This window comes from Pelagibius litoralis (genome assembly GCF_011683915.1).
GTDB lineage: Bacteria > Pseudomonadota > Alphaproteobacteria > Kiloniellales > Kiloniellaceae > Pelagibius > Pelagibius litoralis.
This window is the reverse complement of the sequence record NZ_JAAQPH010000005.1, coordinates 231,486-247,161: the sequence shown is the minus strand read 5'-3', so window position 1 is coordinate 247,161 and position 15,676 is coordinate 231,486. Positions and strand designations below refer to the sequence as shown.

The following is a 15,676-nucleotide window of genomic DNA, read 5'->3' as shown; positions in this document are numbered from 1 at the left end:
GGCTGGACATCGGCCCCGGATCAGGGAAAAATCCCCCACGAACAACAACGAAGCCGGCCACGGGCCGGCTCTTCATGGGAGGAAGCAATGAAAAAGGTTTTTTTCGGGATGGCGGCAGCCTTTGCCCTGCTGTTACCGGGCGTAGCGGCCCAGGCCGAAACTACCATCCGCGTGACCCTGCAATTGCCGGAAACCCATCCGTTGGGTGTGAACCTGTCCGCCTGGAAGACCTGCGTGGAGGCTGAGACCGAGGATCTGAAAATCCAGATCTTTCCCTCGGCGCAGCTCTACAAGGACAACCAGGTGCCCGAGGCCGTGGGCTCCGGCGCGATCGAAATGGGCACCGCCTCTCTGACCCGCTTTGCCGGATCGGTTCCGGCGGTCGATGCGGTCTATGTGCCCTTCCTGCTGGATTCGGCCGAGAAGGTCGGGAAATTCACCGCGCCCGGCTCCACCGCGCGGGCGGCCATCGATGAGGCGGTGCTGCGCGAGACCGGCGCGCGCATTCTCTGGTGGCAGGCTTTCGGCCGCACCATCTATCTCTCGAAAGACCCGATTCGCGTGCCGGCAGACATCAAGGGTAAAAAAGTCCGCACCTTCGGCAAGCTGCTCGGCTGGACGGCGGAGGCCCTGGGCGCAGCGCCGACCCTGATGTCCGGATCAAAGCAATTTCTGGCCTATCAGCAAGGCGCGGTGGATGTGGGCATCACCGGTGTGACGGCGGTAAAGTCGCGCAAGCTGCACGAGGTGATGGATCACCTGACTCTGTCCTATGACTCGACCATCGAATTCGTGGCGGTGATGAACAACGACTTTTACGAAGGGCTGTCAGAGGCCAACCGCCGGATCATCGACGACTGTGGCGTCAAGGTGGAGAAGGAACTGCGTGACAGCATTTTCCAGCTTGAGGAAGATGCCCTCGCCTATGTTAAGGACAAGATCAACATCATCGAGCTGACCGATGCGGAACGCGCCGAGTGGCGCGCGGCGACCGTCTCCGTCGTTGACCGCTTCGTCAGTGAAGGTGGCGAAACGGCGGCCAAGGTGGTTGAAGAAGCCCGGAAGTACTGACCGGTTTCGCCCGAACGGCGTGGGGGCCGGGGCCGCAGCGTGTCGGCTTCCCTGCCGACACCAAACCCTTCCACGATGGCATCAGGCAGCAGGAGCCGCCGCAACGGTGATCAAGCTGATCGATACACTCTCGGAGCTCACGGGCAAGCTGGCCGCCTGGATGTTTTTCGCCATCGGCCTCTTCGTCACCTATGAAGTGGTGATGCGCTATGTCTTCACACTGCCGACCATCTGGGTCGACGAGGTGTCGCGCATCCTGCAGATCTGGGCGACCTGTCTGGCCGGGGCCTTTGTGCTGAAGCACCGGGGCATGATCACCATCGAGGTGGCTTTCAAGGATCCGACGACCCTGGCGCGCAAGCTGGTCGAGAGCTTCGCGCTGCTCACCATCCTGCTGTTCTGTGGCGTCGCCTGCTGGTACGGCTTCGATCTCTGGCTGAAAGCGACCCGGCTGGGCCATACCACCGACAGTTTCCTGGCGACGCCGAAGTGGGTGACCCATGGTTCGATCTGGGTCGGCTTCGGCCTGCTGATGATCCAGGCCTTTGTCGAAATGGCGCGCATCTGGACCGGCGGCATGCCGGTGCGAGGCGGCGACGACGGCCTGGAAAACCGGCTGGAGAGCCTGCACTGATGGCACGCCGCTAGCCGCATGGAAGCATTTCTGATCCTGCTTGCCCTGGTGCTGCTGCTGGTGTTGCGCGTGCCGGTGGCCTTCGCGCTCGGCAGCCTTGGCATCGTGCTGCTCTACCTGAAGGGCCTGCCGATGATCGGGGTGCCGCAGCGCATTTACGGCACCCTGGACAGCTTCGAACTGCTGGCGGTGCCGCTGTTCCTGCTGATGTCCAACGTGCTGCTGAAGGGCGGGGTGGGAAAGGATCTCTTTGCCGCGGTACAGTCCTGGGTCGGCCACTGGCCGGGCGGGCTGGGGGCGGCCACCATCATCTCCTGCGCGCTCTTTGCGGCGATTTCCGGGTCTTCTGTGGCGACGGCGGCGACCATCGGCACGGTGGCGATCCCGGAGATGACGCGGCGCGGCTACGACCGCCCCTTCGTGCTCGGCATGCTGGCGGCAGGTGGCACCCTTGGTATCCTGATCCCGCCGTCGATACCTCTCATCATCTACGGCATCATCACCGAGGAGTCGATTCCGACGCTCTTTCTCGCCGGGGTCGGGCCCGGGCTGTTCCTGGCCAGCGTCTTTCTGGTCTACGGCGTCGTCTACGCCAAGCTCGGCGGCGGCTACATCCCGGTTGCGAGGGCCGCTTGGGCCGAGCGGCGTTCCGCCAGCCTGATGGCCCTGCCGACCGTCCTGCTGGCGGTGGTGGTGATCGGCTCGATCTATGCCGGAATCGCCACGCCCTCGGAAAGTGCGGGCATCGGGTTTGCGATGGCTCTGGCGATCACCTTCGCGATGCGGCGCATGACCTGGGCCAAGCTCTGCGAGGCGACCTATGGCGCGATGAAGACGACTGTGATGATTTTCCTGATCGTTGCCGGGGCCAAGGTCTTTTCCTATGCCATCACGCTTTACCTGATCCCTCAGAGCATCAGCCAGGCGCTGACCGCATCGATCTCCGATCCCGGCCTCTTTATTCTGGCGGTCGGTGGGGTGCTGCTGTTTATCGGCTTTTTCCTGGAGGCCCTCTCCATGCTGTTGATCATGGTGCCTGTGCTGTTTCCGGCGCTGGAGGCCATGGGTATCAGCCCGATCTGGTTCGGTATCTTTTTTGTCGTCCTCATCGAAACCGCGCTGATAACGCCGCCGGTCGGCCTCAACCTCTTCGTCATCCAGGCGGTCGCGCGGTCCCGGATCGAGGAGGTGGTGAAGGGCGCCTGGCCCTTTGCCCTGATGATGCTGGCGACCGCGGTGCTGCTGTGGTTCTGGCAGGATCTGGCGCTTTTCATTCCCTTCCGCTTATAGGACCTTTATCGCCGGTGGCGACTCGTGGCGGCCAGCCAGGTAAGAGGAACGGCTATGGAAGAGATTTTTTATATTCTGTTCGCGGTTGCGGCCGGCCTTTATGTCCTGGTTGGGCCCGGCCTCGGCATTGCTGCTTTTTTTCGCGGCGGTGAGGGGACCAATGCGCAGCTTGCCGCCCTGCGTAAGCGTATCGATGATCTAACCGCCGAACTTGTCGCGCTGAGGCGGCAGGTCGCAGGTGAGACCGGCGGCGATGCCGCGCCACCGCAGGAGGCGGAGCCCGAAACCCCGGTTCCTCCGCAGCCCAGTGCTGCCGCCGAACCTTCCGCATTGTGGCCGACCAAGCCGTCACCGCCCGAGCCCTCACAGCCTGAAACCGCGCCGCCCGAAGAGGCGCGGGAGGCCGTGCCGCCCGCTGAGTCACCCGCCGGGCCGGTCGACCCCTGGCTCGATGCCCCTGAGGCGAAACCCGGCCGTAGTATCGAGCAGTGGTTGACGTCGCGCGGCTTGATCTGGCTGGGCGGTATCACCCTGGCTTTGGCGGGGCTGTTTCTCGCCAAGTACACCTATGAGCGCGGATGGCTGGCGCTGGGGCCCGGCGCCAGGGTGACCAGCGGTTTTCTCTTCGGTGTCGCGCTTGCGGGCGCCGGGGAATGGCTGCGCCGCCGTCCGCTGCAGCGGGCCATCGCGGCCATCGGCCCCAACTACCTGCCGCCGGCCCTGACCGCCGCGGGCCTGTTCTCAGCCTTCGGCAGCGTTTACGCCGCCTACGGACTTTACGGCCTGCTCAGCCCGCTGGTCGCCTTTGGCCTGCTGGCCCTGGTTGCCTTCGCGGCCTTCGGCCTGGCGGTCATTCAGGGTCCGTTCATCGCAGTGCTGGCGCTGCTCGGTGGGTTTGTTACGCCGCTCTTGGTGACCAGCCCCGATCCCTCTGCCTGGGGGCTTTTTGCCTATCTCTGGGTTCTGACCGCCACGGCCCTGGCCCTGGTGCGCCATCTGGCCTGCTGGTGGCTGGCCTGGGGCGCCCTTGCCGGGGCGCTTCTTTGGCCGCTGTTCTGGTTTACCGCCGTCTGGTCGGCGGGCGATGCTGCCGCCCTGGGGACCTATGTGCTGTTGCTGGCCGCCGCCTTCCTCGCGCTGCGTTACCGCGCCGAGACGGCGGGCGAGTCCGCAAAAACGATATCGGTCCCCGACCAGATCGCCTGGGCGGGCGCGCTGGGCGCTGCGCTGCTGGGATTCGTTCTGCTGCGCATGGACGGTTATGGCCCGGTCTCGCTGACGGCGGTGTTCCTGCTGGTCTGTCTCTATCTTGCGGCCGGTCTGCGTGATCAGGTGTTCGAAGGCCTGGCCGTTGTCGGCGCGGTGCTGGTCACCGCCTTCATGGCTCTCTGGCACCTGCCGGGTATCGTCGATTGGCCGGAGCGGGTGCACAGCTATCAGGGCGGGGAGAGTTATGGAACTGACCTGGGACCCGTGGTTCCGCCGGCGCTGACCGCTTTCGTGCTGGTCGCCCTGGTTTTCGGCGCGCTTTTCGCCGTGGTGGGGTTCTTCGCCCTGGCACGGGCGCGGCGCTCTGAAATCTGGGCCGGCACCTCCGCCGCCGTGCCGGTCTTGCTGCTGGCGATCGCATACTGGCGCATCACCGGCCTGGGTATCGATCTCGCCTGGTCGGCGGCGGCGGCAGGCGTTGCCGCGCTCGGTCTCCTTGCGGCCGCCCAACTGCGCCGCAGGCCGGCGCGCCCCGCCGAGGACAACAATCTGCTGATCGGTATCTATGCCCTGGGCAGCGTCGCGGCGCTCTCTCTTGCGATGGCCATGGTGCTGGAACAGGCTTGGCTGACCGTTGCCTTGTCGCTGCAACTGCCGGCCATCGCCTGGATCAGTGCGCGGCTGAAGCTCACGGCGCTGCGCCCGGTCGCCCTGATCGTGGCCGCCGTGGTGCTGATCCGCCTGGTGGTCAATTACAACGTCCTTTCCTATCCCCTGGGCGGCCTGCCGGGCTTCAACTGGGTTCTCTATGGTTACGGCCTGCCGATGCTGGCTTTCTGGTGGTCGGCGCGCAGCTTCCGCAAGGCCGCCGACGATCGGCTGGTGCTGGTTCTGGAAACCGGCACCCTGGTGCTGTTCTGGCTGCTGGTGACCTTTCAGATCCGCAGCCTCGTTGTCGGCGACCTGGCCAACCCGTCCTACGAGCTGGCCGAGCAGTCGCTGCAGACCGTGGCCTGGCTGGGCATGGCTTACGGCTGGCTGCGGGCCTATCGGCGCAGCGGCCGAGCGGTCTTGCTCTGGGGGTGGCGCCTGCTCGCAGGTCTTGCCGCCCTGCATTCCCCGCTGTTTCAGGTGCTCCTTTTCAACCCGCTATGGACCTCGGCCGCGGTCGGGGACTGGCCGCTGGTCAATCTGCTGGCGCTGGCTTATCTGGTGCCGGCGGGTTTTGCACTCGCCTTCGCCTGGGAGCTGCGGGCCGAGGGGCATAGAAGGTCGGCCCAGGCGGCGGCGGTCTATGCCTTGTTCCTGGTGTTCTTCTACTTGTCGCTGGAGGTGCGCCGTGCCTTCCATGGGCCGCTGCTGGATGTTGGCGTGACCAGCGACGGCGAGTTGTTGACCTACTCCCTGGTTTGGCTCGCCTATGCCTGGGTCCTGCTGGGCCTTGGGCTGAAGACCGGCCTGCCCAGTCTGCGTTATGCCTCGCTGGCGGTGCTTACGCTGGCGACGGCGAAGGTGCTGCTGTTCGACTGGGGCACGCTGGCGGGCCTGCCGCGCTTTACTTCCTTTGCGGCTTTGGGCTTCAGTCTGGTGGGTATTCCCTTCCTCTATCAGAAGCTGGTGTTTCCGCCGGCAGCCCCAGAGGAGGCGCCGGAAGAGCCGTCCGGGGAACCGGGCGGGGAGGCGTCAGCGGATCGCGTTTCCTAGAGCGGGCCCGCGACTTTGCGGGCATTCAGTCCCCGCATTGCACCGGCCCGTCCGATAGGCTAAAACCCGCGCCCGAAAGGGATTTCCAGTCCTTCACGTCAACAGCCCTTCTTTGCCGGAGTATTCATGGCTTCCTATCAGTACGTCTACCAGATGGATGGGGTCTCCAAGACCTTTGCGGGCGGCAAGCAGGTTCTCAAGGATATCCGCCTGTTCTTCCTGCCGGGTGCCAAGATCGGCGTTCTCGGCCTGAACGGCTCCGGTAAATCGACCCTCATGAAGGTCATGGCCGGCATCGATACGGAAATCAACGGCGAAGCGCGGGCGGCTGACGGGATCAAGGTGGGCTACCTGCCGCAGGAACCGCAACTCGACGCCGACAAGGATGTCGCCGGCAATGTCTTCGTGGGCGTCGGGGAGACCAAAGCCCTGCTCGACCGCTTCGAAGAGGTCAGCAACGCTTTCGCCGAAGCCGACCCTGACGAGATGGACAAGCTCATCGAAGAACAGGCTGAGCTGCAGGAGAAAATCGAGGCCCAGGATGCCTGGGACCTGGAGCGCAAGGTGGAGATCGCCATGGATGCCCTGCGCTGCCCGCCGGGCGATGCCGATGTGACCAAGCTTTCCGGTGGTGAGCGCCGCCGCGTCGCGCTCTGCCAGCTTCTGCTGCAGAAGCCCGACATGCTGCTGCTCGATGAGCCGACCAACCACCTGGACGCCGAATCCGTGGCCTGGCTTGAGCGCTACCTTGAGGAATATCCCGGCTGCGTGGTGGCGGTGACCCATGACCGCTACTTCCTCGATAACGTGGCTGGCTGGATTCTGGAGCTGGACCGCGGCCGCGGCCTGCCCTTTGAGGGCAACTATTCCTCCTGGCTGGAGCAGAAAGAAAAGCGCCTGGCTCTGGAAGAAAAGACTGAGTCCGGCCGCCAGCGCGTGCTGAAACAGGAGCTGGAGTGGATCCGCCAGAGCCCGCGGGCGCGCCAGGCCAAGTCCAAGGCCCGCGTGCAGTCCTATGAGGCCATGCTTGCCGATGCCGCCGACAAGGCACCGGAGCCGGGCAGTATTACCGTTCCCGCCGGTCCGCGTCTCGGCGATCTGGTGATCGAAGCGCAGAACATCTCCAAGGCCTTCGGCGACAAGCTGCTGATCGACGATCTCAGCTTCAAGATTCCGCCGGGCGCCATCGTCGGCATCATCGGTCCCAACGGCGCCGGCAAGACGACGCTGTTCCGCATGATCACCGGCCAGGAGAAACCCGACAGCGGCAGCCTGAAGGTCGGCGAGACGGTGAAGCTGGGCTACGTCGACCAGAGCCGCGATTCCCTGGCCGCCGAGAAAAACGTCTGGGAAGAGATTTCCGACGGCCTGGACATGGTTCAACTGGGTAAGCACGAAACCTCGTCGCGGGCCTACGTCGGCGCCTTCAACTTCAAGGGCAGCGACCAGCAGAAGAAGGTCGGCCAGCTTTCAGGTGGTGAACGCAACCGGGTGCATCTGGCCAAGATGCTGAAGGAAGCCGCCAACGTGCTGATGCTCGATGAACCGACCAACGATCTGGACGTCGATACCCTGCGCGCTCTGGAGGAGGCGATTTCTGAATTCGCCGGCTGCGTGCTGGTGACTTCGCATGATCGCTGGTTCCTCGACCGTATTGCCACCCACATCCTGGCCTTTGAGGGCGACAGCCGGGTGGTGTGGTTCGAAGGTAATTATCAGGATTACGAGGAAGACCGCCACCGCCGCCTGGGCGCCGCTGCCGATCAGCCCCATCGCATCAAGTACAAGCCGCTGACGCGCTGACGGCGCGCCTGCTGCGACGAAAAAGGGGCCCGAAAGGGCCCCTTTTGCATTTGCGTCGATATTCTTTTGCCTGAATGAAGGCCGGCTCTACTGCTTCAGGGTGAAAGCGCCGCGGCTGACTTTCTCGCGCAGGGCCTCGGTCAGCGGCGGCAGCTTGCCGCCGTTGTTCTTCAACACCGTTCCGTATTCTGAGCGCAGGGTGATTGCCATGCTCACGCCCTCGGCGACGATGTCGAGGATCTTGAAGTCGCCGTTTTTCTCCCGCACCCGCCAGCTCACCTTGTAGGGCTCGCCCTCTGCACGGGAGATACGGGAATCGATCAAGGCCATGTTTTCGTTGCGGCTGTCCGGGATAACGTTGCCGATCTGGAAACGCTCACTGCTGTTTTCCGCCAGAAGCGGCAGGAAGCGCTGGACCATGGCATCCTCGAACACCGCAAGGAAAGACTTCTGGTCTTCCGGCGAGGCAGCGCGCCAGTAGCGCCCGATGACGAAGCGGCCGATGGCCGGTACGTCGAAGTTCGAGTTGAAGAGCTTACGGAAGAGGTCTTCCTTTTCCTTGTCGCTGATCGACGTGTCGCCCAGGCGGGACGCGGCCTGTTCCTGAAGATCGTTCAGGAAACCGGCAGCCTGTGTGGTGTCGAGCGCCTGGGAAGGCGCGGGGGCGCCTGTGATGGCCAGAGCCAACACAATGGCGCCCAGCAGCGATTTCATGTTCCAGCCAAGCATTGGGTCACTCCACCGCGGAACTGCTCTGAGCGGCATCCAGGGGATCGGTCTCCCCCGGGGCGGGCACTTCAGAGAAGTCCGGCGAATCTGCGGGCGGCGCGCCGTTGTTGATCTCGCTCTCGCGGTTCTGGCGATAGAGCGAACGAATTCGGGCGTAGAAGTCGAGCGAGTCGCGCTTCAGCTCATCCAGTTCGTCGATGGTGCGCGAGCGCAGGTCCACGCCGGTGGCGACACCGCGCGCGATGCCCACGCCGTCCGGCGCGATGTAAGTCAGCGGATCCATCAGGGTATCGACCACCAGCCCGCCGGCGTCCCGCAGCGAGGAAGGACCGAAGATCGGCAGCACCAGGTAAATACCCTCCCCGGAACCATAGGTGCCGAGCGTCTGGCCGAAATCCTCACTGTGATAGGGGTAGCCGGAATCGGCTGCGATGTCGAAGAGGCCGAGCAGCCCGATCGTCGAGTTGATGAAGAACCGTGCGGCGGTGGTTTCCGCCCGCTCCAATTCCCCCTGCAGCAGGTCGTTTGCGAAGACCACCGGGCTGCGCAGATTGCGCAGGAAGTTCCGCACCGAATTGCGCACGCCCGTCGGCACGATAAAGCGGTAGGTGACGGCGATCGGCCGGATCACCGCAAAGTCCAAAGCCTCGTTGAAAGCAAAGAACATGCGGTTGGGAACTTCCAACGGATCGTTGTCGCCTTCATCCGGTCCGAAGTCGTCGGCGTCGCTCTGGGCCCACTCGCTGGATCCGCTTTGCGCGAACTGCTCAGCCCTGGGGTCGGTCCCGGTCTGAACAACACCATCGCCAGCGGTCTGGAACGCCGGCCCCGAACCGATACCCGTGTTCTCGGTCACGGGCGCCGTGGCACAGGCCCCCAACGCGACGGTGATTACGAGACTTGCAAGAAACGGTCGCATACGCTGCGGAACAGAAGAAATCACCTTACCCCCGGTAAAAACCAAATGCGAAAACCAGATACCCCGATGCGGGGCCTGCAACCACTTTGACGCTACATCAAACAATCCTAATAAGCCTGCTTGGAACCAGCGGGCCCGAAAGGTCGGCAGAGCACAAGCGATGAACCCTTCGGAACGTGACAAAAGTCCGTTAACGAACCCTTAGGAACATGTAGCTCTGCGCAGCGTAATAACCATGTTTCCCCTATCATAGAGTGATGGGAAAGACTAGGGGCCTGGATCGGCGGGCTGTCGTCGCTTTGCATCACTGTTGCAGAAATGCCGCAGCGCGCCATCGCCCTCCGCCAAAAGCCGCTCCTGGCTGCAACAAGACTGTGCAGGTCTGGCTAACCGGTTCTTACTGATGAGCTTTCCGACCGGCCGATAAGGCGTCGATAGAACGGCAGCATAACCGCCGGCAGCATGTACATCGGCAACTGTGCAACAGCGAAGTAGAGAACGACCTCGAAATCGGTGTCGGCGGGAAAGGCTGCGAGCAGGAGGCCCATGTTGCAGTTGCCGGATACCAGGCCGACGGTTAATGCGCGTCGCCGCCCGAGCCAGCAGAAGGCCAGCGCCCCGGCAATCTGGAGGGCCGGATTGGCGATGAAAGCGGCCAGCAGCCAAAGCCCGACCGTTGCCGGCTCCCGCAGCAGGGCGGCGGTGACCCCATCCATGATGGCGACGGCGAAGACGAGCATGACCACCACGACCATCCCGTCGATGTGCCCGGCGACACGGGGCAGCCGCGCGGGGCCGATGATGCGTCTGATGATATAGGCGACGACAAAGGACGCCGCGACGATGGCGGAAAGCCTCATCATGAAGTCGGTGACGCCGATTTCCAGTTCCAGCCCCAGCAGGGCCAGGGCCAGCGGCGGCACCGTAAAAGGCGTCAGAAGGGTGGCTGCGAGACCGACCACCAGGGCCAGCGCACCGTCGAGACCCAGGATCATCGCAATCGGGGCGGCGCTCAGGATGGGTGGGGCCGCAGCCATCAGCACCAGAGCCGTGGACAGGCTTGCCGGCGCCACACCGGAAGCCAGCAGGCCGGCAACCAGCAGCGGCGAGCCGATCAGCAACCAGGCGGTGACGAGCCCAGTGACCCAGGGCCGCCGCGCATGGGCCAGCATGACCTGCCAGTCCACCCGCACCAGCGTAGCGGTCAGCAGCATCGCCACTGCCGGCGCCAGCAGCGGGCGGGCGAGCGACGCCAGGTCGGGCAATGCAAGGCCGAGGAAGACCCCGATAAAGAGGACCCAGGTTGCGTGGCTCCCGAGAAAGGCGAGCAGTCGGTTCATCGGACCTTGCAGTGATGCTGATGTGCGCGCAGTGGCGGGACGCGGCGTCAGCGACGCTAGCGGCTTTGAGCCGCCGGGCCAATGCTCTATGTTGCTGGCGCAACAGTGATTTGGGGTTCCATGCATGATAGAAACGCCGTTTGACCGGCACCGCGCCGTGGTGTTGCCGGAATGGATCGACTACAACGGCCATATGAATGTCGCTTACTATTTGCTGGCCTTCGACAGGGCGACGGACGATTTTTTCGGCTATCTGGGCCTTGATAACGCGCATCGCGAGGCCCGCGGCGGGTCTACCTTTGCGGGCGAAATACACCTGACCTATCAGCGCGAGGTGACCGAGGGCACGCCCCTGCGGATTACCAGCCGGCTGCTGGGTTTTGACGATAAGCGCATTCGCTTTTTCAATGCGATGTTCCACGCCGAAGAGGGATTCCTGGCTGCGACCATGGAAAGCCTGAGTCTCTATGTCGACCTCCAGCGGCGCCGGGTCGCTGTTATGCCGGCGCAGATCCGCGAACGGCTGGCTGCGGTGCTGGCGGCTCACGACGGTCTGGCGCTGCCGCTGGAAGCCGGGCGGGTGATCGCGAAACCCGCCCTCCCGACGCTGTGATTGCCCGTGGAACAGATTTCCGTTGCCCTTCAGCCCCTACGATGGTGAAGCTACGCCCCATGACGTTTCTCCGTATTCCGCTGCTCACCCTTCTTCTGTTTTTTCTGGGTCCGGTTTCGCTGGCCCTGGCGGCCTGTACCGATCCGCCCGGGCCCGACGTCAATTGGCGGCGCTGCGTCTTCGATCGCTTGAGCTTTACGGGCGTTGACCTGACCGCGGCGGAACTGCGCGACGTCAGCTTCTTTCGGGCCGATCTGAGCAAGGCGACTCTGGATGGCGTCACAGCTTTTCGGGCCAAGTTCGTGAACGCCAATCTGGCCGAGGCCAGCTTCGTCGGCGCTAATCTTCAGGAAGCCGACATGACAAAAGCCGATCTCAGTGCGGCCAAGCTGACGGATGCCGATCTGCGCCGGGCGCGCCTGTTCCGGGCCAATCTTCGGGGTGCCGATCTGAGCGGCGCCAAGCTCGACGGTGCCGATCTGGTGCAGGCCGATCTGACCGGGGCCACCTGGACAGACGGTCAGAGGGTTTGCGGCGAAGGATCGATCGGGCGCTGCAACTGATGACCCTTGCGGACAGCTTGCTCTTTGCCAGCTTTTAGTCGGCCGAAAGGCTGCGCCCCAGCACCAGATCGAACTGTCCCTGCGCCGGCTGACCGCTTTCTGCGGCGGTAAAGGCCACTGTGACGGCTTTGCGTGCCGCCCGGTCGCGGATCGCGTTATAGAGAAAATCGCGCTCGTTCTGCGCGTGCCCGGCCAGGTACATTTGCGTGGTCAGGCGCGAAACCCCGGGGCCGGAGACCGCGAAGTGGATATGCGGCGCCCGGCCGGGATAGGCCACCGGCCTGATCGTTGTGAAGCGATAGCGTCCGTCTTCGCCCAGAAGCAACCGCCCATAGCCCTGGAAATTGGGATCTGCCCGGCCGCCGCGGTCGCGCGGGTGATGGTAGTAGCCGAAGGCATCGCATTGCCAGATCTCGACGACGGCGCCGGCCAGCGGGCGGCCTGCCTCGTCGGCGACCCGGCCGGAGATCTGTACCCTCTGCCCGGATGCCGGCCTGTCACGACCTTCAACCTGTGTCAGATCCTGATCGGCGTCGTGCGGCAGCCGCTCCGGATAAAACGGTCCTGGCGACTGACGGGGGGTGAGGACCGTCTGCGCGGCCGCCAGACGTCCGCCGGCGCTGATCCCAAGTCCCAGTGCCCCCAACACCCCCACCCCCAGCACAGGGGAGGATTCCAGCAGACGTCGTCTGGAAACGGGCTTGCGCTTTGTCATCCTATGTCCCCTCCTCTGGCGAAGGCCGGGTCGATACGGTCGGCTGTAATGGCCACTTGGTCAAGTTGCCGTTCAACAAGACCTGGGTATCGGCACGATCCTGTGAAAGACTGTTCGTCGCCGTCATAACGAACCGGCGTTCACGTCTTTGCGAGGCGAGGGGTTTCGGCGGCACCTTAACGGCATAATATTTTCCAGGTACCTATACTGCAGAAATCGGCATGTTTCGACTACCTATGGATTTGTTTTTGAGAGACGTATGAGGCCGCAGACCTTGGCATGGGCCCCTGACAGGCCCCTAGGTGGGGGCCCCGGCGCGCTGCGCGACGATCTGCCCCTTATTGTCCGGGGGATGTGGTGAGACCGGGCCGCGTTCTTCGCAAACGCGTAGTCATTCCCCTGTTGCGTTTCGGGCGTAACGACCAGGTCGTTCTCTCGGTTCTTGCCGTTGTCATCGGGGCGGCCGCCGGTGGGGCGGCAATCGCTTTTCGCGATGCGATCGCCGGCATCCAATGGCTGGTCTACGGTTTCGGCGGCGAGCAGGTGGCCAGCGAAGCCAGCGGTCTTGCCTGGTGGCACCTGCTCCTGGTGCCCACGCTGGGCGGCCTTGCGATCGGTCTCTTCATCCGCTTTGCCCTGCCGGACGGCAAGCCGCAGGGCGTCGCCCATGTCATGGAGGCTTCCGCCCTGCGGGACGGGCGCATGTCGCTGACTGTCGGCATACGTGCCGCTGTTGCCAGTGCCGCTTCGATCGGTTTTGGCGCCTCTGTAGGTCGTGAAGGGCCGGTGGTACACCTGGGCGCCTGCCTGGGTTCCTGGGTGGCCAAGCGGCTGCATCTGGGCCGCGTGCTGGCCCGGACGCTGCTGGGTTGCGGTGTGGCGGCGGGCGTGGCCGCGTCTTTCAACGCGCCGATCGCCGGAACTTTCTTCGCCCTGGAGGTGGTGGTGGGCCACTATGCGCTCTCCGCCTTTGCCCCCATCGTGATCGCTTCGGTGACCGGAACCTTGATCAGCCGGGCGCGCTATGGCGACTTTCCCGCCTTTATTCTGCCGGAGAACTGGTCGATCGTCTCGTTCTGGGAATTCCCCGCTTTTGCGCTGCTGGGGCTGGTCTCGGCGGTTGCGGCGATCCTCTTTATGCGCTCGATCATCTTCACCGAAGACGTGGTGGGCAGGCTGGCGATCCCCTCCTGGTCCGGCCCGGCCTTCGGCGGGTTTTTGCTGGGCTGCATTGCCCTTCAGTTTCCGCAGGTCCTGGGGGTCGGCTACGAGGCGACGGACGCGGCGCTGTCGAACCTCTATCCGCTTTGGTTGCTGCTGGCCCTCATCGTCGCCAAGGCCGCCGCCACCGCGATCTGTCTGGGCAGCGGTTTTGCCGGCGGCGTGTTTTCACCTTCGCTGTTCATCGGGGCGATGGTCGGCGGCGCCTACGGCGTCCTGGCGACCCAGGCGTTCCCCGACCTCTCTTCCGGTCATGGGGCTTACACGATTATCGGCATGGGCGCGGTAACCGGCGCGGTCCTGGGGGCGCCGATTTCGACGATCCTGATGATTTTCGAGATGACCAACGACTATGAACTCACCATTGCGGTGATGCTGGCGACCGTCATCGCGTCGGTCGTGACCCAGCAGGTCCACGGTCAGTCGTTCTTTTTGCAGCAGCTGGAACGGCGCGGCGTTTCCTTACGGGGCGGCCACCAGACCGGCCTGATGCGCCGCATCAAGATCTCTTCGGTTATGGATGACCGCTACTCTGCGGTTGCCCCCGATACACCCATCGCCCAGGTGCGTTTGAAACTGCAGTCCGCGCCCTGGGGCGAGCTCTTCGTCGTCGAGGAGGACGGCTCCCTCTGCGGTGTCATCACCTATGCAGACCTGCATGAGGCGGCATTTGACACAAGCCACGATTCCGAAATCATAGCCGCCAATGTGGCCCGGGCGGTGCCGGCTGTGTTGCAGATCGGTGATCACCTGGAGGCGGCGGTGAAGGTCTACAACCTGACCGGCGAGCCGCATGTCCCCGTTGTGACCGACAAGAAATCCATGCTGATGCGCGGACTGGTGCACGAGCATCAGGTCATGCTGGCCTATCAGCGTGCCTTGGATCTGGCGCGGGCGGAAGAACGCGGCGAGGCGACCTCACGCGGGCGCCGCTACCGCGGCTGACCAACGCCGGGCGCGGCATGGATTTCGGCCCGGCCGGACGGTGGCGATCCGCCCGGCATTTTGCAGCAACCAGGCTCCTTGCGCTACGCGGCCACTGCGACGCGTTCGTCGAGGACGCGGCGGGCCTTGCCCTTTTTCTCCAGTTTTTCATACAGCGAGAGCGGCGAGAAACGCATGACGTGCTGGATGTCCTCGCGGCTCATCCAGACCAGCCATTCCTCGAAAACCTCGGTACTGTCTTGTTGTTGCCAGAGGATCCCGCCGGGCGCCAGGTGCATGTAACCCTCCCGGGCGGCCAATCCCTTGCAGGCCGCCAGGGGGTGCACCAGGCCGAATATGTAATCCGGCGACCATTCCAGCAGTGCCAGGGCAAGCGCGAGGCGTGGCAGGGTTGAGGTCAGGCCGCCGCCACGAAGGCCGTTGTTTCCACCCTTCAACCAGAGCTCGCCATGATAGCAGACATCGCCCGTGATGATCTGGGATGCCGGTGCCGATCCAAAGCTTGATTGATCGATGTCGACGGTGATGCCGGGCGGTGCGTAGGCGGCCCGGCGCTGATGAAGATGCTCGGCCAGACTGCAGCCGGTAAGGTCGTTGAGACGCACGGACTGGGTATGGATGACTTCGCCCTTGCTGTTGCTTCCTTTGATCCAGAAAGCGTTCTTCGAGCCGAGATCCGAAACGGCAGGATCGAAGATCGGCGACAGAGGCGGCCTTTCAGTCTGCTTTCTGCGTAGATTGCGGAAGGCGTCGAAATCGGAACTGACCTCGATCCGGATGGCGTTGCGTTCCGCGATCTCGTTGATGGCGCCGATGAACTGGATCTCGGAGAAAAGACGATCTGCCGGCATAACCTGACACTCCTTTGCCTTTGATTGGTGTAAGCGGCAAAGGGTAGCGATATTTTCGCCCGCTGGGTT

At 63.8% G+C, this 15,676-nt stretch carries 13 protein-coding genes; 8 read left to right on the top strand and 5 right to left on the bottom strand.

Going from position 1 to position 15,676, the window contains the following annotated elements:
- The first annotated feature begins 87 nt into the window (after window positions 1-87).
- The 5 genes from dctP (at window position 88) to ettA (ending at window position 7,711) form a co-directional block, all read left to right on the top strand.
- Window positions 88-1,071: a TRAP transporter substrate-binding protein DctP gene (gene dctP / locus HBA54_RS08750; protein ID WP_205944501.1), complete on the top strand. Its 984-nt coding sequence runs from the start codon at window positions 88-90 to the stop codon at window positions 1,069-1,071.
- Window positions 1,072-1,177: 106 nt separating this feature from the next.
- Entirely contained in the window at window positions 1,178-1,705 is a 528-nt protein-coding gene (locus HBA54_RS08745) for a TRAP transporter small permease (protein WP_167223505.1), read from the top strand.
- Window positions 1,706-1,723: 18 nt separating this feature from the next.
- The gene (locus HBA54_RS08740) at window positions 1,724-2,995 is read left to right on the top strand and encodes a TRAP transporter large permease (protein WP_167223503.1); all 1,272 of its coding nucleotides are present in this window, start codon (window positions 1,724-1,726) and stop codon (window positions 2,993-2,995) included.
- Window positions 2,996-3,049: 54 nt separating this feature from the next.
- Window positions 3,050-5,908, top strand: coding sequence for a DUF2339 domain-containing protein (locus HBA54_RS08735; RefSeq protein WP_167223501.1), 2,859 nt, complete (start codon window positions 3,050-3,052; stop codon window positions 5,906-5,908).
- Between the two features lie 126 nt (window positions 5,909-6,034).
- Window positions 6,035-7,711 carry an energy-dependent translational throttle protein EttA gene (gene ettA / locus HBA54_RS08730; protein WP_167223499.1) on the top strand — a complete coding sequence of 559 codons (1,677 nt, stop codon included), beginning with the start codon at window positions 6,035-6,037 and terminating at the stop codon, window positions 7,709-7,711.
- Between the two features lie 87 nt (window positions 7,712-7,798).
- Here ettA and HBA54_RS08725 read toward each other — a convergent pair whose 3' ends face one another.
- From HBA54_RS08725 to HBA54_RS08715, 3 genes are all read right to left on the bottom strand, one after another.
- Window positions 7,799-8,440 carry an MlaC/ttg2D family ABC transporter substrate-binding protein gene (locus HBA54_RS08725; RefSeq protein WP_167223497.1) on the bottom strand — a complete coding sequence of 214 codons (642 nt, stop codon included), beginning with the start codon at window positions 8,438-8,440 and terminating at the stop codon, window positions 7,799-7,801.
- 4 nt (window positions 8,441-8,444) lie between these two features.
- Complete coding sequence (locus tag HBA54_RS08720) at window positions 8,445-9,296, bottom strand: MlaA family lipoprotein (protein ID WP_167223495.1); 852 nt, start codon at window positions 9,294-9,296, stop codon at window positions 8,445-8,447.
- 449 nt (window positions 9,297-9,745) lie between these two features.
- Window positions 9,746-10,699, bottom strand: coding sequence for a hypothetical protein (locus tag HBA54_RS08715; RefSeq protein WP_167223493.1), 954 nt, complete (start codon window positions 10,697-10,699; stop codon window positions 9,746-9,748).
- 124 nt (window positions 10,700-10,823) lie between these two features.
- On the opposite strand from HBA54_RS08715, the gene HBA54_RS08710 reads away from it, so the two are divergent.
- Window positions 10,824-11,312, top strand: coding sequence for a thioesterase family protein (locus HBA54_RS08710; protein WP_167223491.1), 489 nt, complete (start codon window positions 10,824-10,826; stop codon window positions 11,310-11,312).
- Window positions 11,313-11,371: 59 nt separating this feature from the next.
- On the top strand, window positions 11,372-11,875 hold the full coding sequence (locus HBA54_RS08705; protein ID WP_240932574.1) for a pentapeptide repeat-containing protein: 504 nt from the start codon (window positions 11,372-11,374) through the stop codon (window positions 11,873-11,875).
- Window positions 11,876-11,909: 34 nt separating this feature from the next.
- On the opposite strand, the gene HBA54_RS08700 is transcribed toward HBA54_RS08705, so the two are convergent.
- Window positions 11,910-12,590 (bottom strand): dioxygenase family protein, encoded by a 681-nt coding sequence (locus HBA54_RS08700; RefSeq protein ID WP_167223487.1) that lies wholly within the window; start codon window positions 12,588-12,590, stop codon window positions 11,910-11,912.
- Between the two features lie 357 nt (window positions 12,591-12,947).
- Between HBA54_RS08700 and HBA54_RS08695 the strand changes: the two genes are divergently transcribed.
- Complete coding sequence (locus tag HBA54_RS08695; RefSeq protein WP_167223485.1) at window positions 12,948-14,756, top strand: chloride channel protein; 1,809 nt, start codon at window positions 12,948-12,950, stop codon at window positions 14,754-14,756.
- A gap of 83 nt (window positions 14,757-14,839) precedes the next feature.
- On the opposite strand, the gene HBA54_RS08690 is transcribed toward HBA54_RS08695, so the two are convergent.
- Window positions 14,840-15,607, bottom strand: coding sequence for a hypothetical protein (locus HBA54_RS08690; protein ID WP_167223483.1), 768 nt, complete (start codon window positions 15,605-15,607; stop codon window positions 14,840-14,842).
- Window positions 15,608-15,676: the final 69 nt, after the last annotated feature.

Bases quoted from the DNA above. Each gene is read 5' to 3' on its own strand.
- dctP (WP_205944501.1), top strand. From the start codon at position 88: ATGAAAAAGGTTTTTTTCGGGATGGCGGCAGCCTTTGCCCTGCTGTTA.
- HBA54_RS08740 (WP_167223503.1), top strand. From the start codon at position 1,724: ATGGAAGCATTTCTGATCCTGCTTGCCCTGGTGCTGCTGCTGGTGTTG.
- HBA54_RS08735 (WP_167223501.1), top strand. From the start codon at position 3,050: ATGGAAGAGATTTTTTATATTCTGTTCGCGGTTGCGGCCGGCCTTTAT.
- ettA (WP_167223499.1), top strand. From the start codon at position 6,035: ATGGCTTCCTATCAGTACGTCTACCAGATGGATGGGGTCTCCAAGACC.
- HBA54_RS08725 (WP_167223497.1), bottom strand. From the start codon at position 8,440: ATGCTTGGCTGGAACATGAAATCGCTGCTGGGCGCCATTGTGTTGGCT.
- HBA54_RS08715 (WP_167223493.1), bottom strand. From the start codon at position 10,699: ATGAACCGACTGCTCGCCTTTCTCGGGAGCCACGCAACCTGGGTCCTC.
- HBA54_RS08710 (WP_167223491.1), top strand. From the start codon at position 10,824: ATGATAGAAACGCCGTTTGACCGGCACCGCGCCGTGGTGTTGCCGGAA.
- HBA54_RS08705 (WP_240932574.1), top strand. From the start codon at position 11,372: ATGACGTTTCTCCGTATTCCGCTGCTCACCCTTCTTCTGTTTTTTCTG.
- HBA54_RS08700 (WP_167223487.1), bottom strand. From the start codon at position 12,590: ATGACAAAGCGCAAGCCCGTTTCCAGACGACGTCTGCTGGAATCCTCC.
- HBA54_RS08690 (WP_167223483.1), bottom strand. From the start codon at position 15,607: ATGCCGGCAGATCGTCTTTTCTCCGAGATCCAGTTCATCGGCGCCATC.